This is a genomic window from Mesorhizobium sp. B2-1-8, assembly GCF_006442545.2.
In the GTDB taxonomy this organism is placed as follows: Bacteria; Pseudomonadota; Alphaproteobacteria; order Rhizobiales; family Rhizobiaceae; genus Mesorhizobium.
Genome location: NZ_CP083952.1, coordinates 3,412,116 through 3,436,138, shown reverse-complemented (window position 1 = coordinate 3,436,138; position 24,023 = coordinate 3,412,116). Strand labels below are relative to the sequence as shown.

Here is a 24,023-nt window from a genome sequence, read left to right as displayed (position 1 = left end):
AGGTGGCCCGAAGGGCCGGATGAGGGGCGGCGCCGAGTTGGCAAGGCTAGCGCTGCCCCTCATCTGCCTGCCGGCATCTTCTCCCCGTAGAACGGGGAGAAGGACGCTAATTTCGCCGCCTAAAACCGCTCCAGCTTCGCCCGCACCTTCACCAGAAACGCCGCCCTCGTCGCCGGCGTCGAGGCATCCATCAAATAATGCGCCAGGAAGAATGTCTTGCAGCGTCTGGCGCACAGCGCCCGCATGCCGCGCAGCAAGGTCTTGCGTCCGGGTTGGCCGACGACGACGCTCCACCAGGTGGGGGCGCCGCAGGTGGTGATGACGCCGACCTTGGTCACATGCGTCATCAGCGACCTGATACCGCCCTTGCCCACTGGGAGCTTGAAGGCGATGTCGGTCGCCCACACCCGGTCGAGCCAGCCTTTCAGCATCGCCGGCAGCCCATACCACCAGGTCGGATAGACGAACAGGATCGCCTCGGCCCAGCTGAGCAGCTCGAAATGCGGTTTCAGCGCCGGATCCTGCGGCGCCTGATTGTTATAGCTGCGCCGCTCCTCGCAGCTCATCACCGGGTTGAATTTTTCGGCATAGAGGTCCAGCAGCCGCACGTCCCAGCCTCGTCGTGTCAGCACATCCACGGCGGTGTCGCGGATCGCGGCGCAAAAGCTCTCCGGCACCGGATGGCAATAGACGACAAGCGCACGCATCAAAATGCATCCATGCTGGCCGCGACCTTCGCCGTGAAGGACTTCCGCGTCTCGTCGGTCGACAGGTTCATCGAATAGTGGGCGAGATAGGAGACCGGAGCGCCAGGCTTGATCGTGGCGCGCAGCATGCGCTTCACAACCTTGCGTGGCGGGTCGCCCATCAGCATGGCGCGGAATCGGCTGCCACCATAGGTGGTGACAGCCGTCAGCTTGCGGATGTTGTGTAGCGTCGGCTGCACTTTGCCATCGACAAGCTTGAACGACACGCCGGGCAGGAAGACGCGGTCGAAAAACCCTTTCAGGATCGCCGGATAGCCGTAGTTCCACACCGGAAACGACAGCACCAGAGCCTCAGCTGCCTGTAGCCTCTGAATGTAGCCGGTAACCGCATCGCCTGCTCCACGCTGGTCGTGATAGCCGAGCCGCTCGGCCCGCGTCAGCCGCGGGTCGAAGTCCTCGGTATAGAGGTCGCAGTCATCGACCGTATGGCCCGCCGTCGTCAGCCGCTCGACGATCATCCGGTGCAGGCCGGCATTGAAGCTGGTCTCGACCGGATGGGCGTAGAGGACGAGGATGTTCATGGAAGGACATCCCGCAAGTCAGCGCGAGGCGCCCCCCTCTGCCCTGCCGGGCATCTCCCCCTCAAGGGGGGAGATTGGCAGGTTCGACGTCCCCAATCCATTTCGGCGTTGGTAATTGGCGAAAGCCCAAGCGACATCCAATCTCCCCCCTTGAGGGGGAGATGGCCGGCAGGCCAGAGGGGGGTGGCTTGGCGCCAACGCTTCATGGATCAGCTTGCCCTCTGCAGCCCCTTGAACAGAAAGGTCCGGCCGGAACGATAATCGTAGTCCGGGTTTTCCCAGGCGATCATCTTGCCGGGGTTGAGCAGGCCTTGCGGGTCGGTCTCGCGCTTGAAGGCCAGTTGCACCGCGTCGGTCTGCTTCATACCGCCCTCTTCCAGCGTGTAGCGGTGTGGGTTGAAGATCGGGCAGCCATTTTCCTCATGCAGGCGGATGATCTCGTCGAGCCGCGCCTCGGTGGTGAACTTGACCAGCGGCAGGCCGAAGCAGGTGATGTTGCCGTCCAGCCGCACGAATTCGAGATGCGAAAACACTTCGCCGGGAAACATCGCATCCATTTTCTCGACCAGCGCCAGCTGGTTGGGAAAGGGATAGAGCGACTGCAGGTAGGTGATGGCGGGATCGACCCGCAGCGCCCTGAGCGTGGTATGGTTCCATGCCAGTTCATAGGCCGGCGGCAGGCCCTTTTTCTCTTCCGGCGCAGCAAGAGCGGCGTTGAAGATCACTTCGCCCCCGGCGCGTCGCGTAAAGGCAAGGAACGCGTCCAGCCCATGCTGCGCCACCATGACGACGCATATGCTTTGCCCTTCCCGGAAGAATTTCTGGTGCCGCTTGAAGTAGAGCTGCGGCACGGGCGCTGCGATCGGCGTGATCAGCTTGGTCAGGATGCCGTCCTGGCAGGCCAGCGCGTTACCATAGCGGGCCGCATCCATGAAGGCGTCGAAGCCGACGATGACGTCGATCCACTCATAGGCTGCCGTCAGCGGCATCTCGACTTCCGAGATAATGCCGTTGGTGCCATAGGCATGGGTCACCTTGTGCAGGTCTTCGCCGGTGAGTTCGAGCGTTTTCGGCTCGGCCTCCATCGTCACCACGCGCAGCCGCAGCACATTGCCGAAATCACGCAATCCGCCGAAATTGATCGAGCCGACGCCGCCAGAGCCGCCGGCGATGAAGCCGCCGATCGAGGCGGTGTTGTAGGTTGAGGGCGACAGCCGCAGTTCCTGTCCGGAATGCGCCCGTGTCGCCTTGTCGATGTCGGCCAGCACCGCGCCCGGACCAGTCACCACGCGGCCCGGGGCGATTGACTTGATCTCGTTCATCTCGGCAAGGTTCAGCACCACCCCGCCCGACAGCGGCATCGCCTGGCCGTAATTGCCGGTGCCGCTGCCGCGCGGCGTCACCGGCACGCCATGGCGATGACAGGCGGTAAGCACGCGGATCAGTTCGGCTTCGGTCTTCGGCGTCACGATGAGGTCACCGGTGACATGGTCGAGCTGCTGTTTCAGCACCGGGCTGTACCAGTAGAAGTCGCGGCTCTTCTGCTGCACGATGGCCGGATTGTCGTCGAGTTTTATCCCGTCCAGATCGCTTTTGAGCGCCGAAACATCCATCATTCCACCATCAGCCCGTCGAGTTCGGCATAGTCGGGCAATTGCCGGTCGATCGCGCGTCCGGCGCGCACGACGATGCGATCCGATTCGGGTCGCGACAGCAATTCCGTCCAGCTTCGACCTTTGAACAGGACGAAGTCGGCATCGCCTCCGGCGGCAAGCGTGCCGAAGCCATCGAGCCGCATCACCTTGGCCGGCGTTGCGGTGACCGCCTGCGGCCAGTCGGCGACCGGATGGTCGAAATGCAGGATGCGCGTCGCCATGCGGTAGACCTCCAGCATGTCGAGATCGCCATAGGCGTAGAACGGGTCGCGCGTGTTGTCGGAAGCGACGGCCACTGGAATGCCCCTCGCCTTCATCTCGTGCAGCAGCGTCACGCCACGCCAGCGCGGTGTGGTTTGGTCAGCGCGACGGTCCTGCAAATAGAGATTGCACATCGGCAGCGATACGATTGCCAGCCTGGCTTTCGCCACTTTGTCGAGCGTGTCCAGCACCTCGAGATCGGGCTGCCGTGCCAGCGAGCAGCAATGGCCGACGAGGATTTTTCCCTCGAATCCGTTCCACAGGGCTGCTTCGGCGATCTTCTTCAGCGAGATCGCGGCGACATCGTCGGTCTCGTCGGCGTGAAAATCGAGGTCGAGTCCGTGCTTGATGGCCTGCGCGAAGACGTGGTCGAGCAGTTCTTCCAGGTCCGGCACCATATAGGTGACGACGCCGAGCACACCCTTGGCGGCGGCCACCCTTTTGGCCAGCCTGTCGAACCATTTCTTGTCGCGCACGCCCTCGATGCCGAGCAGGCAGGCACCCTGCAATTCGATGCGGCCGCGCCATGCCTCGCGCATCGTCTCGAACACCGGCCAGGAGATTTCCTCCTGCGGCGCGACGCTGTCGATATGAGTCCTGAGCGCCCTGGTGCCATGCGCGTAGGCCGAGCGCAGCGAGAAGTCCATGCGGCGCGCGACGTCCTCGGCGCTCCAGCGCGCCACGCGGTCGGCGCCGGTGGCATTCAGCGCGCCCATGAACGTACCGTCGGGATTGGGCTTTCGCGGCCAGATATGGCCCTTGTCGATATGCGTGTGGCAGTCGACGAAACACGGCAGCACGATACGGCCGCCAAGGTCTATGGTGCCGGCCGGTACCTTCGATGCGGCGTGCGTGGCGATGCTGGAAATCTTGCCGTCGGCGACGGTGATGTCGGCAAGGGCGAAACCATCGCTGTCGAAGGTCGCAGCACGACCCGGCGTCAGCGACGCATGAAGCCGGATGTTGGTTAGGTGGTAAGGACCGGAGGTTGGTATCAAGGCACTAGCGCTCCTGCTTCAGCGCGCTCTCGTGCCAGCGCCGCAGAATGAGATGCGAAATCAGCGACAGCACGAGGAAGATCAGGATGCCGGTAAGCGAAATCAAAAACAGCGCCGCGAACAGCCTAGGCGCATTCAGCCGGTAGCCGGCCTCGATGATGCGCGACGCCAGCCCCGAGGACTGGCCGGTGGTGCCGGCGACGAACTCGGCGACCACGGCGCCGATCAGCGACAGGCCGCCGGCGATCTTCAGCCCACCGAGAAAATACGGCATCGCCGCCGGCAGTCTGAGATAGCGCAGCTGCTGCCAGCGCGTCGCGCCGTTGAGCTTGAACAGGTCGCGCAGATTGCGGTCGACCGAGTTGAGGCCAAGCGTGGTGTTGGACAGGATCGGGAAGAAGGCGACGATCCAGGCGCAGAGCAGAAGCTTGGTCGTCTGATTGTCGACATAGATGTTGATCAGCGGAAAGATCGCCACGATCGGCGTTACCTGCAGCACGATGGCGAACGGGAAGAACGACATCTCCACCCACTTAGACTGGGCGAACAAGACCGCCAGCCCGACCCCGCCGACAACCGCGAGCAGCAGACTGAGGAAGGTGATGCGCAAGGTGACCAGCAGTGCGGAAAACAGCAGGCCGGCATCGTTGTAGAGCGTTGTCAGCACGACGCCGGGTCGCGGCAGGATGTACTGCGGAATCCCGTTCCAAACGCAGATACGGTCCCACAGCCAGATCGCCAGGATCATGATCGCCAGCGGCAGCACCCAGCGGCCGATCCGCTCGAGCCGCTCCTGGCGCACGCGGCGCACTTCCTCGGGGTCGAGTTTCAACGTGCCGTCAATGACCGTCATGATGCGAGCCCGCTGTTGAATTGATGGCATTGACCAGCACATCCGAGGTTTGCCGGCAAAGGGCTGCATAATCCGGCGACGTGCGGAAAGCCTCGTCGCGCGGATAGGAGGCCTCGATGGCGAGTTCTTCGAACACCCTGCCCGGCCGCGCCGCCATGACGACGACGCGGTTGGAGAGAAAGACGCTTTCGAACACACTGTGGGTGACGAAGACGACGGTGAAGCGCTCGTCCTGCCACAGTTCCAGCAGATCGTTGTTGAGCTTGAAGCGGGTGATCTCGTCGAGCGCGGCGAACGGCTCGTCCATCAATAGCACACGCGGCTTGGTCACCATGGCGCGCGCGATCGAAACCCGCATCTTCATGCCGCCGGACAGCTCGCGCGGCACGGCGTCATCGAAGCCGGTCAGGTGCACCCGCGCCAGCATCTCCGTGATCGCCGGGGCGGCCTTGGCGCGGGAAATGCCTTTCAGCCTGAGCGGCAGCCAGACATTGTCGAAGACGCTGGCCCAGGGCAGCAGCGTAGGCTCCTGGAAAACAAAGCCGATATTGGCGCGGTCGAGCGAACCGCCGCCGCGCCAGTCGAGCCCACCCGATGTCGGCGTCGACAGGCCGGCAATCAGCCGCAGCGCCGTCGACTTGCCGCAGCCCGACGGCCCGAGCAAGCTGAGGAAATCCCCTTCCCGGATCGTCAGGTCGACATCGCTGAGCGCCGTCACGCCATTGGAAAAGACCTTGCCGACGCCACGCAGCGCCAGCAAGGTCGGAGCCATGTCCGAGGCGGGCGTTTTCGCCACCTGTTCCCGCATCATGCCGGGCCGGCCTATTTCTTCAGCTCGAGCCCGACACCCTTGTTGATGAAGGCCAGCGTGTAGGCCTTCGTGATGTCGATGCCTGCAGGCGTGACCTTGGCCTTGACCATCTTGTCGTAGAAACTCTTGATCCGCGCATCGGTCATGGCGCCGATGCCGAGTTTCTCTGTGTCGCCGGAATCGGCAAGGCCGAACTTCTTCATCTGCTCGATCGAGAAGGCGATCTGCTCGTCGCTCATGTCAGGATTGTCTTTCTTGATCATGTCGTTGGCGGCCTTGTTGTCGCCGTAGAGGTACTTGTACCAGCCCTTGGCCGAGCCATCGACGAAGCACTGGACCACCTCGGGTTTCTTGTCGATCGTGTCCTGCATCACCTCGATCGTGGTCGAATAGGTGTCCCAACCGTAGTCGGCGAGCAGGAACTGGTTCGGCACGAAGCCGCCTTCCTTCTTGACCGCGAATGGCTCCGAAGTGACGTAGCCCTGCTGGATCGACTTCTTGTTGGCGATGAAAGGAGCGGTGTTGTAGGTGTAGGGCACGCGCTTTGACGCGTCGAAACCGAGTTCGATGACCATCCACTGGAAGAAGGTCTGCGCACCTTCATCGCCCAGAATGTACTGGTCGGCGTTCTTCAGGTCTTCCCATTTGTCGAGCCCCTCACCGGGGTGGGACATGATGACCTGCGGATCCTTCTGGAAGTCGGCGGCCACGACACGCATCGGAATGCCCTGCTGGACGGCATCGAAGGCCGACAGCAAATTGCCGCCCATGTAGAAATCGATCTTGCCGGCCAGGAGCATCGGCCGGCCGCTGACCTGCGGGCCGCCCTGCATGATGGTGACGTCGAGACCACAGGCGGCATAGGTGCCATCCGCCACGGCCTGGTAATAGCCGCCATGTTCCGGCTCGGCGAGCCAGTTGGTGCCGAAGGTGACTTTTTCATTCGCCGCCGCACCCAGAGTGCTGCCCGCAAGGAGCGCCACCACCGCGACCGAAATCTTCTGTTTCACGTACATTGACACCGCCCTTATTTTGCACCGGCGCGCTGCGCGCCGTGCTTGACACCAAAGATTCAAGAAGCAAGACACATGCCACCGGCGTCGCGCGCCAGGACCCGCCCGCCTGCACCACAGCCATCTGCGAAAGCCGGAAAGGTCGTGCTGCACCGAAGCGCATCGTGCCTATTTTTTGAACGCCTGTCCACAATCGCACCGGCGACATGCACTGCCATCTTGATGGTGCAATGCATCCGGCCTTAGGCTGGCGATGTCCAGGAGATTGCCATGTTCAAGTTCCTCGCCCCGAAGTCGATCAAGCCGCCCTTTGCCCGTTACAGCCACGGCGTCGAGGTGCCGGCCGGCAAGCGGCTGGTGCTGTGTTCCGGCCAGGTTGCCATCACGGCGGACGACCAGATCCCGGAAGACGCCGGTGCGCAGGCAGAACTCTGCTTCAGGAACATCGCGGCGATCCTGGGCGAGGCCGGGCTGGGACTTGGCGACATCGTGCGCATCAACGCCTACGTCACCGACCGCGCGCATCTGCGGCCCTATATGGAGGTTCGCGACCGGCTGTTTTCCAGCCCTGCTCCGGCCTCGACGCTGATGATCGTTTCCGGCTTTGCCCGGCCCGAATTCAAGGTCGAGGTCGAGGCCATCGCGGCCGGGTGATCGACAGGCCGGCCACACCGCGCTAGGTCTGCCCTGATCATTGAAGAGGCGTGACATGACCGTAGCAAAAAGACGCGTCTGGTGGGGCGACTACCGGACAACCGAGTATGCCTCGATGGATCCCGAGGCGACGATAGCCGTGCTGCCGGTCGCGGCGATCGAGCAGCATGGGCCGCATCTGCCCGTCTCGACCGACACCTCGATCATGAACGGCATGCTCGACACGGTGATTTCACGCCTGCCCGAGGACCTCGACATCCGCATCCTGCCGGTCCAGGCGGTGGGCAAGTCGAACGAGCATCTGCACGCGCCGGGCACACTGACCCTGCCGGCAACGACGCTGATCGAGGCGTGGACCGAGCTTGGCCTGTCGATCGCGCGCGCCGGCGTGCGCAAGCTCATCGTCGTCAATTCGCATGGCGGCAATGAAGAGATCATGGGCATCGTCACGCGCGAACTGCGCGTGCGCGAAAAGATGCTGGCGGTGAAGACCAGCTGGCAGCGCTTTGGCCGCCCGGCCGGCATGTACACCGAGCTCGAGGACCGTCACGGCATTCATGGCGGCGACGTCGAGACTTCGCTGATGCTGCATTTCCGGCCGGATCTCGTCGACATGGGCAAGGCCGACAATTTCGTTTCCAACGTCGCGGACGCCGAGAAGGAATTCGCGCTGCTGCGCCAGACCGGCACGCATGCCTTTGCCTGGATCGCCAGCGATCTCAACCCGAACGGCGTGGTCGGTGATGCCAGCATTGCAACGGCAGAGAAAGGCCGATTGACCGCGGAATATCAGGCCGACGGCTTCATCGGCCTGGTGCGGGACGTGCGCAAGGCAAAGCTCGCCGAGTGGCTGAAGTAGCTAGCCGTCGATCTTGAGGGCGAAGGGCGTGCCTTCGAAGGCGTCGGCGCCGCGCCCGATCGCCTCGATCGCCTCGATCATGCGGCCATTGCGGTCGAGCAGCGTGTCCGCCGCCGCGATCAGCCGCGGATTGGGCGTCGCCGAAGGCGACAGCGCGCGCAACGTCTGCGCCAGTTCCACCTCGTCGCGTTTCGGCGCCAAAGCTGCGGCGATAATATAGGCCGAAGCGGTCGAGCGGCTGATGCCGGCATAGCAATGCACGACCATGGGCTTCACCCGGTCCCAGCGGCGCGCGAAATCGAGCAGGTTGCGCACATGCTCCTCGCCCGGCATGGTCATGCCCTCCTGCGCCACCGCGATGTCATGCATGACCAGATGCAGGTGGTTTTCCCTGGGGATCGAAGCCGGACGCACCACCTCGGTGCCGGCCGCAAGCAGCGACAGCATGCGGTCGGCGCCGGTCCTGGCCACGGTTTCCTCGATCTTCGCCAGCGAGCAGACATGGATCATTGTTTCGAACCTTTCGACCGATCCTCGCGCCGCGACGCCCAGTCCGCAAGAGCGGATTCAAGCCTGCGCCATTCCTCCTCACTCCCCGGCAGACCGGCGCGCAGGACATGCGGCCGGTCGGAGAAATGCCGGAGCAAGATGCCGCTCTCGCCAAGCGCGGAAAACAGGCCGGCGGCATCGGGCAGGCTGAGATAGCGGAACAATGTGGTGCCGCCCGCGACGCGAATGCCGAAACGACCGAACAGCGCATCGAGCCGCGCCGCGGCATCCGCCAGCGACGTCCGCATCGCATCCTGCCAGTCGAGATCGGCGAGCGCGCGGATGCCGTATTCCAGTGCCGGTCCGGCGACGGCCCACGGCCCGAACTGCATGTTCAGCCGTTCAGCCGTCGGCGCATCGGCAAGCGCGAACCCAAGCCGTAGACCGGCCAGACCAAAGAACTTGCCGAAGGAACGCAGTACGATGATGCCACCTTGGCCGACGTAGGCGGCGAGACTGTGCTCGCGTGGGCCGACATCCATGAACGCCTCGTCGACGACCAGAAGCCCGCCCTTGGCGCGAAGTCCGGCAGCCAGCGCCAGCAGCCGGTCACGCTCGATGATGCGCCCATCCGGATTGTTCGGATTGACGATGATGGCGAGGTCGGCTTCGGCCAGCGCCGCGAAGTCACGGACCTCGACCACCTCGTGCCCGGCAATCGCGGCCGCCCGGGCGTGTTCGGCATAGGTCGGCCCCAGCACCAATGCCTTGCCGGGCTTCACCAGCGAAGTCACCCGCGGCAGCAGGATCTGCGTACCGGGCGCCGCCACGACGTTTCCTGCGGAAGGCGCGCCATATGTCTTGGCCGCGATCTCAATCAGTTCGCGCCCACGCGCGGCCTCCGGCAATCGCCACAGGGAGGTGGCGGGCAGGTCGAAAAGCGGGTAGGAGTGCGGATTGATACCGGTCGAGAGGTCGACGAAAGGCAGCACGGCACTGGGGAAAAGCGCCCTTGCCCGGCCAAGACTTCCACCATGGTCCACCGCTCCTTCAAGAAGCCTCATGTCAGTCCTGATCGCTTTCCTGTCATTGGTTGTCGAATTCGCCCTCGGTTATCCCGACTGGCTGTTTCGCGCCATCGGCCATCCGGTGACGTGGTTCGGCAGGCTCATATCCTTTCTCGACTTAAGCCTCAACCGCGCCACTGATCCCGACGCGCTGCGTCGTCAACGCGGTGTCCAGGCGCTTTTGGTCATTGTGCTGATGCCGGCGCTAACAGGTCTTTGCGTGCAGCTTGTTCTACTCTGGTTCGTCCCCTTGGGGTGGATCATTGCCGTCCTTCTGGCGACATCGCTTCTGTCGCAGAAGAGCCTCTATGAACATGTCGAAGCCGTCGCTGACGCGCTCGACAGTGGAGGCCTCGACATGGGCCGCGCCGCTGTCTCTCGGATCGTCGGCCGTGACCCCGAGACGCTGGACCGCGCCGGCGTCTGCCGCGCGGCGATCGAGAGCCTGGCGGAGAATTTTTCCGACGGCATCGTCGCCCCCGCCTTCTGGACCGGTGTCGGCGGGGTGGCCGGCGGCGCCGCCTACAAGGCGGCCAACACCGCCGATTCGATGATCGGTCACCGTACTCCGCGCCATGAGGCCTTCGGCTGGGCGGCGGCGCGCTTCGACGATTGGATCAACCTGCCGGCGTCGCGGCTGACGGCGCTGCTGATCGTGCTTGCGGCTTTCCTGGTTAAGGGCACCGACCCCAGCAACGCCTGGCAGGCGGTACGGCGCGACGCGAAAAAACACCGGTCGCCCAATGCCGGCTGGCCGGAAGCAGCGATGGCCGGCGCGCTTGGCCTGGCGCTCGCCGGGCCACGCAGCTATGGCGGCGTTGTGGTCGACGACGTCTTCATGGGCGAAGGCGGCCGCCGCGATGTCGACAGCGGCGATATAAGGCGGGCACTGAAACTCTATCGTGTCGCTGATTTCCTGCTGATTGGCTTGTTCGGCCTGGTCGCTGTGATCGCTGTTCTGGTGTTTTAAAACTCTATCCCCTGCTGCGCCTTCACGCCCGCCGAGAAATGGTGCTTGGTCACACCCATCTCGGTGACCAGATCCGCCGCCTCGACCAGCGCCGGCTTGGCGTTGCGGCCGGTGACGACGACGTGCAGGCCCTCGCGACGGGCCTTCAGCGCCGCAACCACCTTGTCGAGATCGAGATATTCGTAGCGTAGCGCGATGTTCAATTCGTCGAGCACGACAAGGCTGATCGAGGGATCTTCGATCAATTCCAGAGCCTTGGCCCAGGCGGCCTCGGCGGCCGCGATGTCGCGCTTCAAATCCTGCGTCTCCCAGGTGAAACCCTCGCCCATGGCGTGCCAGACGACCCGGTCGCCAAAGGCGGCGAAAGCGTCCTTCTCGCCTGTGTGCCATCTGCCCTTGATGAACTGCACGACACCGACGCGCTTGCCGTAGCCGAGCATTCTAAGCGCCAGTCCGAAGGCGGCCGTGGTCTTGCCCTTGCCGGGGCCGGTGTTGACGATCAGCAAGCCCTTCTCGATAGTCTTGCCGGCAACCTCGGCGTCCTGCACCGCCTTGCGCTTGGCCATCTTGGCGCGATGGCGTTCTTCATCCTTGTCGTCGATGTCAGTCATTTCACTTCACCTTGAGCGGTAGCCCCGCCACCATCAGGAGCACCGTGTCGGCGACCGCGGCGACCCGCTGGTTGAGCCGGCCGGCGTCGTCGCGAAAACGCCGCGCCAGCGCATTGTCGGGCACGATGCCTTGCCCGACCTCGTTCGATACCACGAACCACGGCCCGCGCGGCCGCGACAGCACGTCCGCCAGCCGTCGGCACGCCGCGTCAACGTCGTGATCGGCCAACATGTGATTGGTCAGCCACAGCGTCAGGCAGTCGACAAGCACCGGCTGATCATCCGGCAAGGCTTCCAGCGCTTCGGCAAGGTCGAGTGGCGCATCGATGGTCGACCACCCTTCGCCGCGCCGCGAGCGGTGCAACGCGATGCGCTCGCGCATCTCGTCGTCACAGGCTTGCGCCGTGGCGATATAGGCCCATGGCGAGGGCAATGCCGCCACCAGGGTTTCGGCGTGCGCGCTCTTGCCGGAGCGCGCGCCACCGATGATGAAGGTCAGCTTGCCGCGATCAGGCAAAGCTGTCGCGCAGGCTGGTCGCCGTGCCGGTGAAGCGTCTGCGCACCACGCCGACGACGGCGCCGAGCACCAGCCAGAACACCAGATTGGTCACCGTCACCGCCACCACGAACTGATGGTGCAGGCCTTCCGGGATCGGTGTTTCGAAACTGTCGGGCTGCGGCGCGCCGACGACATGCGGGGCGACGATCAGCAAGACGGCGAGGATGGTCAACGGCAGCGATCTGCGAAACACGATCAGACCAAGGCCGATGGCGGTCGCCGCCGCCGTTGCCGTCCACCAGATCTGACGCGGAAGAAGATCGGCCGCCGGCATTGCCGGCAGTTCCGGCTGCAGGCCGAGGCCAGGCGCCAGCGTGAACACGGCAAAGCCGGCCAGCCCCCAGAACACGCCCTGGCGCCAATTGCCGATGCCGCCGGCAAACTCGGAAACCGCGACCAGGACCAGCGCGAAACCGATGCCGGTGACGATATTGGCAACCACGCTGAAGGCGAAACGCTCGAAACCGTCGGCCGGCGCCCAGGCTTCGTCTTCCTCCGCCGGCGTCTTGGCTTCGACGGCTGCTGGCGCGGCAGAACTCATCGCATTCCCAGCGGGCGCGACCGTGCTTACGGCGCTGGTATCGGTTGCGGCGGGTGCCGCGCCATGGTCGTGGTGATGGCGGCCGCCGGCCTTTTCGTAGACCTCCGCCTTGAGGATCAGCGGCACTGTCGCATAGGCCTGGATGCAGGCGAGAACGACACCGGCCACGAGCCCCGCGATCGCCGCGACGAACACGACGTTGCGAAACAGATTCATGATGTCAGATCCTCGTCAGTGGCAGGGAAACGCCATCGAGTGGCGATAGTCGTGGGCGGCATTGTGGACCGCATCGATATGCGAGAAACCGACAAAGCCGACGACGAAGATGCCGAGCAGCGCCGCGAGCGCGAGCTGCATGAAGCGCGACTGCGAGGAGACGGAGGCGCCGAGGGAGACGGAAGCGGTAGTCATGTCTTGTCCTTTCGCCCTCCACCCGAGGGCATCGAAGTCAGTTTCCTGTCGCCGGCAGGTCTCCTGGCTCGCGGATAAGCGCCCTTCCCCACCTTCCCGAAGGAAAACCTTCAGTGGCATATGGAGAGGACTACCGCACACAGTTGCGGGGGCAGCCACGGCATTGGACAGGAATTCCTGTCCGCACCGCATTCCCTCTTGGCTCCAAAAAGGAACCGACGACGCTGATGACTATAGGGAAATTCGCCGCGCGCGGCAAACCAAATTCCGACAGCAGCCAGCGCAGGAGCGTCGTATCGGCAAAGCCGCTCCCATCCCGTCCTGATTGACAAACTCCATGGCCGGGTGTCGGCTGGCAACCCTCACAGGAAGCCAGCCATGCAGCCCGATGCCAGCGAGCGCGAGCCCTATAACGGCCTGACCCGAACCGAGCCGTCGCTGCCCTCATCGGCCTATTGGGATCAGGAGAACTATCAGCGTGATCTCGACGCCATCTGGTACAGAAATTGGCTGCTCGTCTGCCGCGAGGCCGACCTTGCCCGGCCTTTGGCATTCCGCACCTTCCGCGTCGGTACGCAGGAAATTCTTGTGTTGCGCGACGAGACCGGCGCGTTGCGTGCCTTCCACAACACGTGCCGGCATCGCGGCTCGCAGCTTTGCCAGGAAAGCGAAGGACGGCTGAAGGCGCGGCTGATCACCTGCCCGTATCATGCCTGGTCCTATTCGCTGCGCGGCGACCTTGTGCGCGTGCCATCGAAGTCGCTGCCTGACGGCTTCGACAAGGCCGATTATCCGCTTTACCGCGTTGCCCTCTCGGTGTGGCGGGGCTTCGTCTTCGTCAATCTTGCTGAAGATGCCGCCGGCTCGGCGCAGTCACCCTTCGACCCGGCCTCCGGCGACCTCGGCAACTGGCCGCTGGACACGCTGGTGTCGGGCCATGTGCTGCGCAAGGTCATGAACTGCAACTGGAAGATTTTCTGGGAAAACTTCAACGAATGCCTGCACTGCCCGGGCGTTCACAAGGACCTGTCGCGGCTTGTGCCGATCTATGGCCGCGGTCTGATGAGCCGGCACGACGATCCCGAATGGGCGCGCCATGCCGCCAATGATGCGCCGGAGTTTTCCGGCGGCCTGCGCGCCGGGGCTGAAACATGGTCGCGTGACGGGCGGACGCACGGGCCGGTCTTCCCGGGCTTGACGCAGGCGGAACGAACCGCTGGCCAGACCTACGTCACCAGCCTGCCCTCGATGTTCATCGTCGGCCATGTCGACTATGTCAGGACCGTGCGGCTGGTGCCGCTCGGCCCGGAGCAGACCGAATTGACCGCCGAATGGCTGTTCGCGCCCGAGGCGCTCGCCGAGACCGACATCGACAACATCGTCGCCTTCGGCACACAGGTGCTGGAGGAGGATGCCGCGATCTGCGAGGTCAACCAGAAAGGCCTGCGCTCGATGCGTCATACAGCCGGCGTGCTGATGCCCGAGGAGTACGACTTGCATCGTTTCCACAATTGGGTGCGCGAGCGCCATACGGCGCTTTCGCCCTGATTTTTACAGGGACTTCGGCAGGTAGCGCCACGTCATGAAGCCGCAAAACGCCGCCAGCAGGCCGAGCGTGACGAACACCGATCCCAGTCCGAAGAAGGCCAGCACCACCGAATAGACCAGCGGCGGCGTCAGTTCGGAAAAGTCGAGATAGGTGCGGTAGACCGCCGCCATCTGCGCGCGCTCATAGGAGCGCACCGAGCGCATGAAGGCGGTCGAACCCAGCGCATCGAGCGCGATGGTGAAGAAGGCCCCGCACAGCAGGAAGGCGCCGGTGAGCAAGGGCGCTGCGGCTCCGACCGTGCCCGCGGCCAGCAGCATCGCCGACATGGCGAAATAGGCAAATGTCATGGTCCGGCGGCCGCCGAAGCGCTTTCCCGCCTTGCCCCAGAAGATCGCCATGAACAAAAGCGCATTGCCGGCCGAGACCAGCAGGCCGCCCGCCAGTTCACCTTGCCCGGTGATGACCATGAACAGCGGTCCATAGACGAAGAACGTCGTCCAGAAGCAGGATCGGCCGAAGGCGATCAGCCAGGCGAGCCTGAGCCTCGGCTGCGCCACGAAGCGGCCGATATTGGCGAGCGGATTGGCCGGCCGCGTCTTGCCGGGGCGGATCGACGGGTTGTCGCCCAGCCGATAGGTCCAGAACAGCGCCAGCAAGGCCATGGCGAAAACCGCCACCGCGCCATGCGCGGCATAGATGCCGAAATGCGCGTAAAGGAAGATGCCGAGCGTCGGCCCGCCCGTCCAGGCGACCATCGACCACGCCATGCGCAGCGATTCAGCCTGCATGAAGTCGGTCTTGCGGATGTGGTCCATGATGTAGAGGTTGAGCGTGATCGACAGCGCGCTGGCGCCCATCACCCGGCACAGCATCCCGGCCACTTGCCCGGCGAGCGAATGAGTGACGAAGAACAGCGAGCCGATGGCGAGCAGGCAGGCGCCCGCCGTGTAGACCCAGCGCCGCGCGAAGCGGCGGATCAGCATCGGCATGAACAAGGTCACCGACAGGCCGAGCATGGACACGACGGTATAGAGGATCGAGACGATCTGCTCGTTATGGAGGATCTCGTAGGCCTGGATCGGTATGACGCTCGAAACCATGGCGCGGGCGAAGGATTCCACCGCGTAGAGCGAGGCGAAGGTGCGCGCATCCGCGGCCTTGAGGGCCGGAAGCCAGATCGGATGGCGCACATGCGTGGACATTGCTTCCCCAAAGCAGAATCGCGGCGTCAAATCTGCCGTGGACATTTCAGGCCCATTAAGAGGAAACCGACGCACATCCGGCAAAAGCGAAGCCGGTCAAAGGCTTTCCGGCGCTGGCCCAACCCGGCGGCTGACGCGCACCCGCCGCGCGACCCAGGCCAAGGCGACCGGCCTTCTTCTATCCGGTGCAACCGTGATAGTCGTCTTGTAGGGGCTGAATCAGATCGCGAGACCATGAGCATCCACACGCCGACCGCACCCGCTCCGGAGCCATCGAAGCGCATCGTCGCCATCGATATCTTGCGCGGCGTCGCGCTAATCGCGATGGCGAGCTACCATTTCACCTGGGATCTGGAATTCTTCGGCTACACCGATCCCGGTCTCACCGCCTTCGGCTGGTGGAAGATCTACGCCCGCTGCATCGCCTCGACCTTCCTGTTCCTGGTCGGTGTCAGCCTGTATCTCGCGCATGGCCGACAGATCCGCTGGAACGGTTTCTGGAAGCGGTTCGCCATGGTTGCAGGTGCCGCGGTCGCCATCTCGATCGTCACCCGCATCGCCACGCCCGATGGATTCATCTTCTTCGGCATCCTGCACGAGATCGCACTCGCCAGCCTGCTTGGCCTCGCCTTCCTGCGCCTGCCGGCCCTGCTGACGCTTGTCGTCGCCGCGCTCGTCATCGCCGCGCCAGTCTACCTGCGCTTCGAGGCCTTCGATCACCCCTGGCTGTGGTGGATCGGCCTTTCCGCCATCAATCCGCGTTCCAACGACTACGTGCCGCTGTTCCCCTGGTTCGGCGCGGTGCTTCTCGGCCTTGGGGCGGCGAAACTGGCGTCCGCTTCCGGCATACGGGCACGCCTGGCGAGCCTCGTGCCCGGCCGTTGGGCCAATCCGCTGGTCTTCATCGGCCGCCACAGCCTGGCCTTCTACCTGATCCACCAGCCGCTGCTGATCAGTTGCGTCTGGCTGTTCTCGCAAGTGATGCCGGCGCAGGTCGAGCCTCCGCAAGTCAATTTCCTGAAAACCTGCCAGCGCTCGTGCGAGCAGATGCGCAACGCAACCTTCTGTTCGAGCTATTGCGGCTGCATGCTCGAGACGCTTCAAGGTGAAGGCTCTCTTGATCGGCTCTTCAACAACGACCAGACTGCGGACTTCAGGGCGCATCTGTCCGATCATGCCGCAACGTGCACCACCAAGACCGAGGACAAGATGACGGAGGGAGGGACACAATGATCGAGCCGAAGCCTGGGACCGTGCCGAAGCCTGGGGTGATACCGTGGCCGCCGGTGATCTACGCTGCTGCGATCGCGATCAGCATCATCCTCGGCATGCTCTATCCCTTGCCCTGGATCGGCGACCTCCTGGGCGACATTCTGTTCGCCGCCGGCTGGGTGGCACTGTTCACCGTCGCCGTACTCTGGTTCACCGCGATCCGCACCATGATACGGGCCAGGACAACGCTCAATCCCAACGCCGTACCCGATCATCTCGTCACGACCGGCCCCTTCGGCGTCACCCGCAACCCGATGTATTTGGCCAACACGCTGCTGTTGATCGGCGTTGCCTTCGTCTCGGGCATCGCCTGGTTCTTCCTGCTTGCCTTCGTCGCCGCCTTCGCCACCCAGAAGCTCGCGATCGAGCGCGAGGAAAAGATGTTGGCGGCGAAATTCGGCAAGAAATACCGCGACTATGCAAAAAGAGTACGGCGCTGGATCTGAGTAGAGTTAGGTGTTCACCCCGAGCTCGACCAGCCGCTCGACGCAAGACTCCTCGGCCTGGTCGAGTTCGGCCAGCGTCTCCTCGAGGTCGCGGCGCTTTTGCCTGAGATCCTCGCGCTTTTCCTCGATACGCTTGATCATCAGCTTGAGCTGCCCGACCTCGCCCGGCGGCTCCTTGTACATCTGGATGATCTCGCGGATCTCGTTGATCGAGAAGCCGAGGCGTTTTCCGCGCATGATCTGCCGGATGAGGTGACGGTCGGAAGGGCGAAACAGCCGCGTGCGACCGCGACGCACCGGCTGCACCAGTCCCTCGTCTTCGTAGAAACGCAGCGTCCGCGTCGACACGTCGAATTCGCGGGTCAGTTCGGTGATCGAATAATATTCCCGCATTGTCACTCCACGCGGGAATTCCGGGCATTCGCCATGCGGCGCCCTTCCCTCCCGAACCAACCGTTGCCACATCGGAATCGACGCGGCACCCCATGCGAGCCTCGCACGGCATTTACGTAAAAGTCAATTGAGACGCCTAACGGACGCTGAACCACCAGGTCGCGAGGCCAAGGAAAGCAAAGAATCCAACGACATCGGTAACGGTGGTGACGAAGACCGCCGAAGCGACCGCGGGGTCGACCTTGAACCGGTCGAGCAGCAACGGGATCAGGATGCCGGCAAGGGCCGCCACGAACATGTTGATGATCATCGCCGCGGCGATGATGCCGCCCAGATTGGGGTCGTGGAACCAGACGGCCGCGACGATGCCGATCAGGATGGCGAAGACGATGCCGTTGATGAAGCCGACGCCCATTTCGCGGCGGATGATGCGGCCGGCATTGTAGATGTCGAGATCCCTGGTCGCCAGCGCCCGCACGGTGACGGTCATGGTCTGCGAACCGGCATTGCCGCCCATGCCGGCCACGATCGGCATCAGCACGGCGAGCGCCACGATATGCTCGATCGTGCGGTCGAAAAGGCCGATCACCGATGCCGCCAAAAATGCCGTCAGCAGGTTGACGAGTAGCCAGGGAACGCGCGAGCGCGAGGTCGCCAGGATGCTGTCGGAGAGCTCCTCGTCGCCGACGCCGCCCATGCGCAGCAGGTCTTCCTCCGCTTCCTGCTGGATGACATCGACGACGTCGTCGATGGTCAGCACGCCGACCAGCCGCTCGTTCTCGTCGACGACGGCGGCCGACAAAAGGTCGTATTGCTCGAATTCCCGCGCCGCCTCTTCCTGGTCCATGGTGGCCGGGATGGCGTGCCGCGTCTCATGCATGACTTCCTCGACCTTGACCGCGCGCTTGGTGCGCAGGATCTGGTCGAGATCGATGGCGCCCAGCAGCTTGAAGGTCGGATCGATGACGAAGATCTGGCTGAAGCGGTCGGGAAGGTTCTTGTCCTCGCGCATGTAGTCGATGGTCTGGCCGATGGTCCAGAATGGCGGCACCGCGACGAACTCGGTCTGCATGCGCCGCCCGGCGGTCTCTTCCGGGTAGTCGAGCGAACGGCGCAGCCTGATCCGCTCGGTGAACGGCAGCCGCGACAGGATCTCGTCCTGGTCTTCCGGCTCGAGGTCTTCGAGGATGTAGACCGCATCGTCGGAATCGAGTGCCTGCACCGCTTGCGCGATCTGCGCGTTGGGCAGGTTGTCGACGATATCCATGCGGATCGCCTCGTCGACTTCGGTCAGCGCGGAAAAATCGAAGTCGGCGCCCAACAGTTCGACCAGCGCGCGCCGCTGTTCGGGGTGCAGCGCCTCGATGAGGTCGCCAAGTTCCGACTGATGCAGGTCGTCGACCTGGCGCTTGAGGATCAGCGTATCGCGATCGGCGATCGCCGCGCCGATCTGGGCAAGGAAGGACGATAGGACGGCACCGTCCTCGCCATAGATGTCGGCGTGGTGCTCGTCGGCGGCCCTGGCGCCGGTCGTCCGTTCGTCCTGGCCTTCCACCAGCGCCTCCCGCCATCAGAATCCCGGAAAAGGTGCAAATCAGGTCTAGACCATGAGTCCGCAAAGTGGAAACCGGTTTTCGGTCCGGTGCCCATACAAAAGTAACGGCGACCCGGCACGCTTCAACTTCGCAACATTTTCTTCTAACGCACGGGAATCTCAGGCCAAATGCGTTCTTGCCTGCTGATGCCGTGCTTTCCCGATGCCGAGTGGACTGCCGATTTCATCAAAAGCCGGCCACGCTTCGGCTTCCGGCGGCGCGACAGCCGATGTCGCTGGGGAAAGAGCACCCCCGCGCCATTGGAGCAGAATTGTCATGATGCAGGTCCAGGCATCGGCTGGACCCGCCAAGCCGCAATAAAAAAAGCCGGAAGCCGTTGAAGATCAGGTCGCGGACAGAGAACAAGGCAATCGAAGAGCGGCGCGTTCGCGTGGTCGTGGCCGAGCGCAATCCGCTCGTCATATCGGCGCTGCGTGAAATGCTGGACTGCGACGGGCGCTTCGAACTTCTGGCCTCGGTACAAAGCGGCAGGCATTTCCTGGAGCTTGCGGCGGCACAGGAGTTCGATGTCGCCGTGATCGGCTGGAAGCTCTCCGACATGGACGGCGCGGACGTCCTGGCCGAGGTCCAGGGCCGCAAGCTCGACGTCCGCATCGCGGTCTTTTCAAACGACCATGACATCGGCATCCTGAAACAGTGCGTGCGCCTCGGGGCGCAAGGCTACTGCTTCCAGTTCGACGATCCCGCCATCATCTTCGACACGATCCTGGCCGTCGCCCATGGTCGCATCTGCATCCCCTATATCGACATCAACAAGGTCAACGACACGCCTCTGTCCCGGCTTACCGTGCGCGAGCGTGAACTGCTGGCGGTGCTGTCCGATGGCTGGACCAATTTGCAGATCGCGACCCGGACCGGCATCTCCGAGAATACCGTGAAGTACCATCTCAAGAATCTCTACGACAAGCTGGACGTCCGCAACCGCGCCATGGCGGTCGCGCTCTATTCACGAGAGAGGCGCAGCCAGAAGCAGCCTTTCGGGTAGGGCGACCGGGTAGGCCATACCCACCCGCACGCGGCAAGTTCTTACCCGCCAAGGTGTTGCTGCAATCAGCCATCGAAACGAAACTCCCCACCACCGCTTTGCTGGATCAGGAGGAGTTCGCACCATGGCCGGTTTCACCCATCTTTTCATCCCCGGGCCGACCAATATCCCCGAACAGGTGCGGCAGGCGATGAACCTGCCCATGGAGGACATGCGCGCGGCCTCCTTCCCCGACCTCACCCTGCCGCTGTTCGAGGACATCAAAAAAGTCTTCAAGAACCAGACCGGCCGCGTCTTCATCTATCCGTCCTCCGGCACCGGCGCCTGGGAAGCGGCGATGACCAATGTGCTCAGCCCCGGCGACCGCGTGCTGATGTCGCGCTTCGGCCAGTTCTCGCATCTGTGGGTCGACATGGCCGAGCGCCTCGGCTTCGAGGTCGAGGTGATCGACTGCGAATGGGGAACCGGCGTTCCGCTGGACCTCTATGCGGAGCGGTTGAAGGCGGACAAGACGCACCGCATCAAGGCGATCTTCTGCACCCAGAACGAGACGGCGACAGGTGTCACCAGTGACGTGGCCGGCTGCCGCGCCGCGCTCGACGAGGCGAACCACCCAGCGCTCCTCTTCGTCGACGGCGTCTCGTCGATCGGCTCGATCGATTTCCGCCAGGAAGAATGGGGTGTCGACTGCGCCGTCAGCGGTTCGCAGAAGGGTTTCATGCTGCCGGCCGGCCTCGGCTTCTTGTCGGTCAGCAAGAAGGCGCTCGTCGCTTCCAGAATCGCCACTCACCGGCGCTGTTTCTTCTCCTTCGAGGACATGATCCGCGCCAACGATGCCGGCTATTTTCCCTACACGCCGGCGACGCAGCTGCTGCGCGGCCTGCGCGCCTCGCTCGACTTGATCGCCGAGGAAGGGCTGGACACCATCTTTGCCCGCCACCACCGGCTGGCTGAAGGCGTGCGCAAGGCGGTCGATGCCTGGGGCCTGAAGCTCTGTGCCAAGGCGCCGAAATGGCATTCGGACACGGTCAGCGCCATTCTCGTGCCCGATGGCATCGACAGCGGCGATGTCGTCAAGCGCGCCTCCCAGGCTTACCAGACATCGCTCGGCGGTGGCCTCAACAAGGTGTTCGGCAAGGTTTTCCGCATTGGCCATCTCGGCTGGCTGAACGAGGTGATGGTGCTGGCCTCGCTGTCATCGGCTGAAATGGCGCTGCTCGATTGCGGCGTCCGGCTGGCGCCGGGCTCGGGCGTCGGCGCCGCCATCCAGCATTTCCGCGCCTCGGCCGCAATGCCTGTCGCCGCAGCCGCCTGAGGGGAGAGAAGATGAGCCACACCATCAACCACCTCAGGAAACTCAGGCTGCAGCGCAGCGAACTGGCGGTTCCCGGCTCCAGCCCGGAGATGATCGACAAGGCGGCCAACAGCGCCGCCGACTTCGTCTTCCTCGACATCGAGGACGCTGTCGCCCCGCCCGACAAGGAACGCGCCCGCAAGAACATCATCCAGGCGCTCAACGACATCGACTGGCGCGCCAAGGGCAAGACCGTTTCGGTACGCATCAACGGCCTCGACACGCACTACATGTATCGCGACGTCGTCGACGTGATGGAACAGGCCGGCGACCGGCTGGACACGATCCTGGTGCCGAAGGTCGGCGTGCCGGCTGACCTCTACATGGTCGAGGCCATGGTCAACCAGGTCGAGATGGCCAAGGGTTTCAAGACACGTGTCGGCCTTGAAGCCCTGATCGAGACCGCGCTCGGCATGGCCAATGTCGAGGCCATTGCCGCGACGCCAGGCCGGCTGGAGGCGATGCATTTCGGCGTTGCCGACTATGCCGCCAGCAACAAGGCGCGCACCGTCAACATCGGCGGCCTCAATCCCGACTATCCCGGCGACCAGTGGCATTTCGCCCTGTCGCGGATGACTGTGGCCTGCCGCGCCTATGGGTTGCGCGCCATCGACGGGCCGTTCGGCGATTTCTCCGATCCGGAAGGCTACAAGGCGGCCGCCAGGCGCGCTGCCGCACTCGGCATCGAGGGCAAATGGGCGATCCATCCCTCGCAGATTGCCTTGGCCAACGAGGTGTTCTCACCGCCGGAGAAGGAAGTCACGCGCGCCCGCCGCATCCTCGAAGTGCTGAAGGAAGCCGAGGCGCAGGGCAAGGGTGCCGCCGCGCTCGACGGCAAGATGATCGACGCCGCATCGGAACGCATGGCGCGCAACGTGCTGGTGGTCAACGACGCCATCGAACGCGCCGGCCAGCTTAACTAGCCAACGAGAGCCGCGCCTCGCGGCACCTTGACGATTTGGGGAGGAGAAAAAATGGACATCCACGAATATCAAGCCAAGGAACTGCTCGCCCGGCATGGGGTGCATGTGCCGCGCGGCGGCCTGGCCTACAGCCCCGAACAGGCGACCTACCGGGCGCGCGAGATCGGCGGCGGCAAATGGGTGCTGAAGGCGCAGGTTCATTCCGGCGCGCGCGGCAAGGCCGGCGGCATCAAGCTGTGCGCCAATGACGAGGAGATTTCCAACGCCGCCGAAGCCATGCTCGGGCGCAAGCTGGTGACCCACCAGACCGGCCCGCGCGGCAAGCTGATCTCGCGGCTCTATCTGGAGGAAGCCGTCGACATCGCGCAGGAACTCTATCTCGGCTTCGTGCTCGACCGCAAGGAAGAGCGCGTCATGATCGTGGCCTCGGCCGCCGGCGGCATGGAGATCGAGGAGATCGCCGAAAGAGCGCCGGATTCCATCATCCGCGCCACCGTCGATCCGGGCGTCGGCATGCAGCGCTTCCAGGCGCGCGAGATCGCCTTCGGGCTCGGGCTGGAGGACAGCCTGATCGGCAAGGCGACCGAGACCATCTTCAGCTGTTACCAGGTGTTCCGCGACTACGACGCCTCGATGCTGGAGATCAATCCGCTGGTGGTGACCCGCGACGGCAGCCTAGTGGCGCTCGATGCCAAGATGTCGTTCGACGAGAACGCGCTGTTCCGGCGGCCCGAAATCTCCGAATTGCGCGACAAGAGCCAGGAAGACCCGCGCGAAACCTTCGCCAGCGACCGCGGCCTCTCCTATGTCGGCCTCGACGGCAATATCGGCTGCATCATCAATGGCGCCGGGCTCGCCATGGCGACGATGGACATGATCAAGATCGCCGGCGGCGAGCCGGCCAATTTCCTCGACATCGGCGGCGGCGCTTCGCCCGAGCGGGTGGCGAAATCCTTCCGCGCCGTGCTCGGCGACAAGAATGTCGAGACCATCCTGGTCAACATCTTTGCCGGCATCAACCGTTGCGACTGGGTTGCCGAGGGCGTCATCAAGGCGATCCGCGAGGTCGGCGTCAACGTGCCGCTGGTGGTGCGGCTTTCCGGCACCAGGGCCGAGGAAGGACGCAAGATCCTGGCCGATTCCGGCGAGGCGGTGATCGTCGCCGACACGCTCGCCGAAGCCGCCGAAAAAGCCGTCGCCGCTTGGCGCGCGGCCACCAAGAAAAAAGCAGCTTGAGGGAGGA

At 63.9% G+C, this 24,023-nt stretch carries 26 protein-coding genes and 1 riboswitch; of the genes, 10 read left to right on the top strand and 16 right to left on the bottom strand.

Annotation, left to right across the window (positions count from 1 at the left end; translation table 11 throughout):
- Positions 1-119 precede the first annotated feature (119 nt).
- The 7 genes from FJ970_RS16810 to FJ970_RS16780 form a co-directional block, all read right to left on the bottom strand.
- Positions 120-707: an NAD(P)H-dependent oxidoreductase gene (locus FJ970_RS16810; RefSeq protein WP_140758217.1), complete on the bottom strand. Its 588-nt coding sequence runs from the start codon at positions 705-707 to the stop codon at positions 120-122.
- Positions 707-1,288, bottom strand: a complete 582-nt coding sequence (locus FJ970_RS16805) for an NAD(P)H-dependent oxidoreductase (RefSeq protein ID WP_140758216.1) — start codon at positions 1,286-1,288, stop codon at positions 707-709. The genes FJ970_RS16810 and FJ970_RS16805 overlap by 1 nt, the downstream gene beginning before the upstream one ends.
- A gap of 209 nt (positions 1,289-1,497) precedes the next feature.
- Positions 1,498-2,901 carry an FAD-binding oxidoreductase gene (locus FJ970_RS16800; RefSeq protein WP_140758306.1) on the bottom strand — a complete coding sequence of 468 codons (1,404 nt, stop codon included), beginning with the start codon at positions 2,899-2,901 and terminating at the stop codon, positions 1,498-1,500.
- Positions 2,901-4,202 (bottom strand): cytosine deaminase, encoded by a 1,302-nt coding sequence (locus FJ970_RS16795; RefSeq protein ID WP_140758214.1) that lies wholly within the window; start codon positions 4,200-4,202, stop codon positions 2,901-2,903. Before FJ970_RS16795 ends, FJ970_RS16800 begins: the two co-directional genes overlap by 1 nt.
- A 4-nt stretch (positions 4,203-4,206) precedes the next feature.
- Complete coding sequence (locus FJ970_RS16790) at positions 4,207-5,055, bottom strand: ABC transporter permease (protein WP_140758213.1); 849 nt, start codon at positions 5,053-5,055, stop codon at positions 4,207-4,209.
- A complete protein-coding gene (locus FJ970_RS16785; RefSeq protein ID WP_140758212.1) occupies positions 5,042-5,866 on the bottom strand; it encodes an ABC transporter ATP-binding protein in 825 nt (274 codons plus the stop codon). Before FJ970_RS16785 ends, FJ970_RS16790 begins: the two co-directional genes overlap by 14 nt.
- Positions 5,867-5,877: 11 nt before the next feature.
- Positions 5,878-6,882: an ABC transporter substrate-binding protein gene (locus FJ970_RS16780; RefSeq protein WP_140758211.1), complete on the bottom strand. Its 1,005-nt coding sequence runs from the start codon at positions 6,880-6,882 to the stop codon at positions 5,878-5,880.
- A 267-nt stretch (positions 6,883-7,149) separates the two neighbouring features.
- Here FJ970_RS16780 and FJ970_RS16775 point away from each other — a divergent pair, with 267 nt between their 5' ends.
- Complete coding sequence (locus tag FJ970_RS16775) at positions 7,150-7,533, top strand: RidA family protein (RefSeq protein ID WP_140758210.1); 384 nt, start codon at positions 7,150-7,152, stop codon at positions 7,531-7,533.
- 55 nt (positions 7,534-7,588) lie between these two features.
- The gene (locus tag FJ970_RS16770) at positions 7,589-8,392 is read left to right on the top strand and encodes a creatininase family protein (RefSeq protein WP_140758209.1); all 804 of its coding nucleotides are present in this window, start codon (positions 7,589-7,591) and stop codon (positions 8,390-8,392) included.
- On the opposite strand, the gene FJ970_RS16765 is transcribed toward FJ970_RS16770, so the two are convergent.
- A complete protein-coding gene (locus tag FJ970_RS16765; RefSeq protein ID WP_140758208.1) occupies positions 8,393-8,902 on the bottom strand; it encodes a tyrosine phosphatase family protein in 510 nt (169 codons plus the stop codon).
- Complete coding sequence (gene cobD / locus FJ970_RS16760) at positions 8,899-9,945, bottom strand: threonine-phosphate decarboxylase CobD (RefSeq protein ID WP_140758207.1); 1,047 nt, start codon at positions 9,943-9,945, stop codon at positions 8,899-8,901. Before cobD ends, FJ970_RS16765 begins: the two co-directional genes overlap by 4 nt.
- Between cobD and cbiB the strand changes: the two genes are divergently transcribed.
- Entirely contained in the window at positions 9,944-10,918 is a 975-nt protein-coding gene (gene cbiB, locus FJ970_RS16755) for an adenosylcobinamide-phosphate synthase CbiB (RefSeq protein ID WP_140758206.1), read from the top strand. The two genes, cobD and cbiB, sit on opposite strands and share 2 nt — an antisense overlap.
- On the opposite strand, the gene cobO is transcribed toward cbiB, so the two are convergent.
- From cobO to FJ970_RS16735, 4 genes are read right to left on the bottom strand one after another with little or no spacing between them, the layout of a single operon-like run.
- Entirely contained in the window at positions 10,915-11,529 is a 615-nt protein-coding gene (gene cobO / locus FJ970_RS16750; RefSeq protein ID WP_140758205.1) for a cob(I)yrinic acid a,c-diamide adenosyltransferase, read from the bottom strand. The two genes, cbiB and cobO, sit on opposite strands and share 4 nt — an antisense overlap.
- 1 nt (position 11,530) lies before the next feature.
- A complete protein-coding gene (gene cobU, locus FJ970_RS16745; protein WP_140758204.1) occupies positions 11,531-12,046 on the bottom strand; it encodes a bifunctional adenosylcobinamide kinase/adenosylcobinamide-phosphate guanylyltransferase in 516 nt (171 codons plus the stop codon).
- On the bottom strand, positions 12,039-12,845 hold the full coding sequence (locus tag FJ970_RS16740) for a CbtA family protein (protein WP_140758203.1): 807 nt from the start codon (positions 12,843-12,845) through the stop codon (positions 12,039-12,041). Before FJ970_RS16740 ends, cobU begins: the two co-directional genes overlap by 8 nt.
- Before the next feature lie 15 nt (positions 12,846-12,860).
- On the bottom strand, positions 12,861-13,040 hold the full coding sequence (locus FJ970_RS16735; RefSeq protein WP_015317373.1) for a CbtB domain-containing protein: 180 nt from the start codon (positions 13,038-13,040) through the stop codon (positions 12,861-12,863).
- A gap of 35 nt (positions 13,041-13,075) precedes the next feature.
- Positions 13,076-13,275: riboswitch (cobalamin riboswitch) on the bottom strand.
- A 143-nt stretch (positions 13,276-13,418) separates the two neighbouring features.
- Here FJ970_RS16735 and FJ970_RS16730 point away from each other — a divergent pair.
- A complete protein-coding gene (locus FJ970_RS16730; RefSeq protein WP_140758202.1) occupies positions 13,419-14,588 on the top strand; it encodes an aromatic ring-hydroxylating oxygenase subunit alpha in 1,170 nt (389 codons plus the stop codon).
- A gap of 3 nt (positions 14,589-14,591) precedes the next feature.
- Here the strand turns inward: FJ970_RS16730 and FJ970_RS16725 are convergent, their stop codons facing one another.
- Positions 14,592-15,791: an MFS transporter gene (locus FJ970_RS16725; protein ID WP_140758201.1), complete on the bottom strand. Its 1,200-nt coding sequence runs from the start codon at positions 15,789-15,791 to the stop codon at positions 14,592-14,594.
- Between the two features lie 234 nt (positions 15,792-16,025).
- On the opposite strand from FJ970_RS16725, the gene FJ970_RS16720 reads away from it, so the two are divergent.
- Both FJ970_RS16720 and FJ970_RS16715 read left to right on the top strand, forming a co-directional pair.
- Positions 16,026-17,024 (top strand): heparan-alpha-glucosaminide N-acetyltransferase, encoded by a 999-nt coding sequence (locus FJ970_RS16720; RefSeq protein WP_140758200.1) that lies wholly within the window; start codon positions 16,026-16,028, stop codon positions 17,022-17,024.
- On the top strand, positions 17,021-17,509 hold the full coding sequence (locus FJ970_RS16715; protein ID WP_140758199.1) for a methyltransferase family protein: 489 nt from the start codon (positions 17,021-17,023) through the stop codon (positions 17,507-17,509). The genes FJ970_RS16720 and FJ970_RS16715 overlap by 4 nt, the downstream gene beginning before the upstream one ends.
- 6 nt (positions 17,510-17,515) lie before the next feature.
- Here the strand turns inward: FJ970_RS16715 and FJ970_RS16710 are convergent, their stop codons facing one another.
- Positions 17,516-17,902, bottom strand: a complete 387-nt coding sequence (locus FJ970_RS16710) for a MerR family transcriptional regulator (protein ID WP_006203215.1) — start codon at positions 17,900-17,902, stop codon at positions 17,516-17,518.
- A gap of 136 nt (positions 17,903-18,038) precedes the next feature.
- Positions 18,039-19,457, bottom strand: a complete 1,419-nt coding sequence (gene mgtE, locus FJ970_RS16705; protein ID WP_140758198.1) for a magnesium transporter — start codon at positions 19,455-19,457, stop codon at positions 18,039-18,041.
- A gap of 377 nt (positions 19,458-19,834) precedes the next feature.
- Here mgtE and FJ970_RS16700 point away from each other — a divergent pair, with 377 nt between their 5' ends.
- The 4 genes from FJ970_RS16700 to FJ970_RS16685 all read left to right on the top strand — a co-directional run bounded on the left by FJ970_RS16700 (position 19,835) and on the right by FJ970_RS16685 (position 24,016).
- Complete coding sequence (locus tag FJ970_RS16700; RefSeq protein ID WP_140758197.1) at positions 19,835-20,503, top strand: LuxR C-terminal-related transcriptional regulator; 669 nt, start codon at positions 19,835-19,837, stop codon at positions 20,501-20,503.
- 124 nt (positions 20,504-20,627) lie between these two features.
- A complete protein-coding gene (locus FJ970_RS16695) occupies positions 20,628-21,818 on the top strand; it encodes an aminotransferase class V-fold PLP-dependent enzyme (RefSeq protein ID WP_140758196.1) in 1,191 nt (396 codons plus the stop codon).
- 11 nt (positions 21,819-21,829) lie between these two features.
- Entirely contained in the window at positions 21,830-22,780 is a 951-nt protein-coding gene (locus tag FJ970_RS16690; protein WP_140758195.1) for an HpcH/HpaI aldolase/citrate lyase family protein, read from the top strand.
- 51 nt (positions 22,781-22,831) lie between these two features.
- Positions 22,832-24,016: a malate--CoA ligase subunit beta gene (locus FJ970_RS16685; RefSeq protein WP_140758194.1), complete on the top strand. Its 1,185-nt coding sequence runs from the start codon at positions 22,832-22,834 to the stop codon at positions 24,014-24,016.
- The last annotated feature ends 7 nt before the right edge of the window (positions 24,017-24,023 follow it).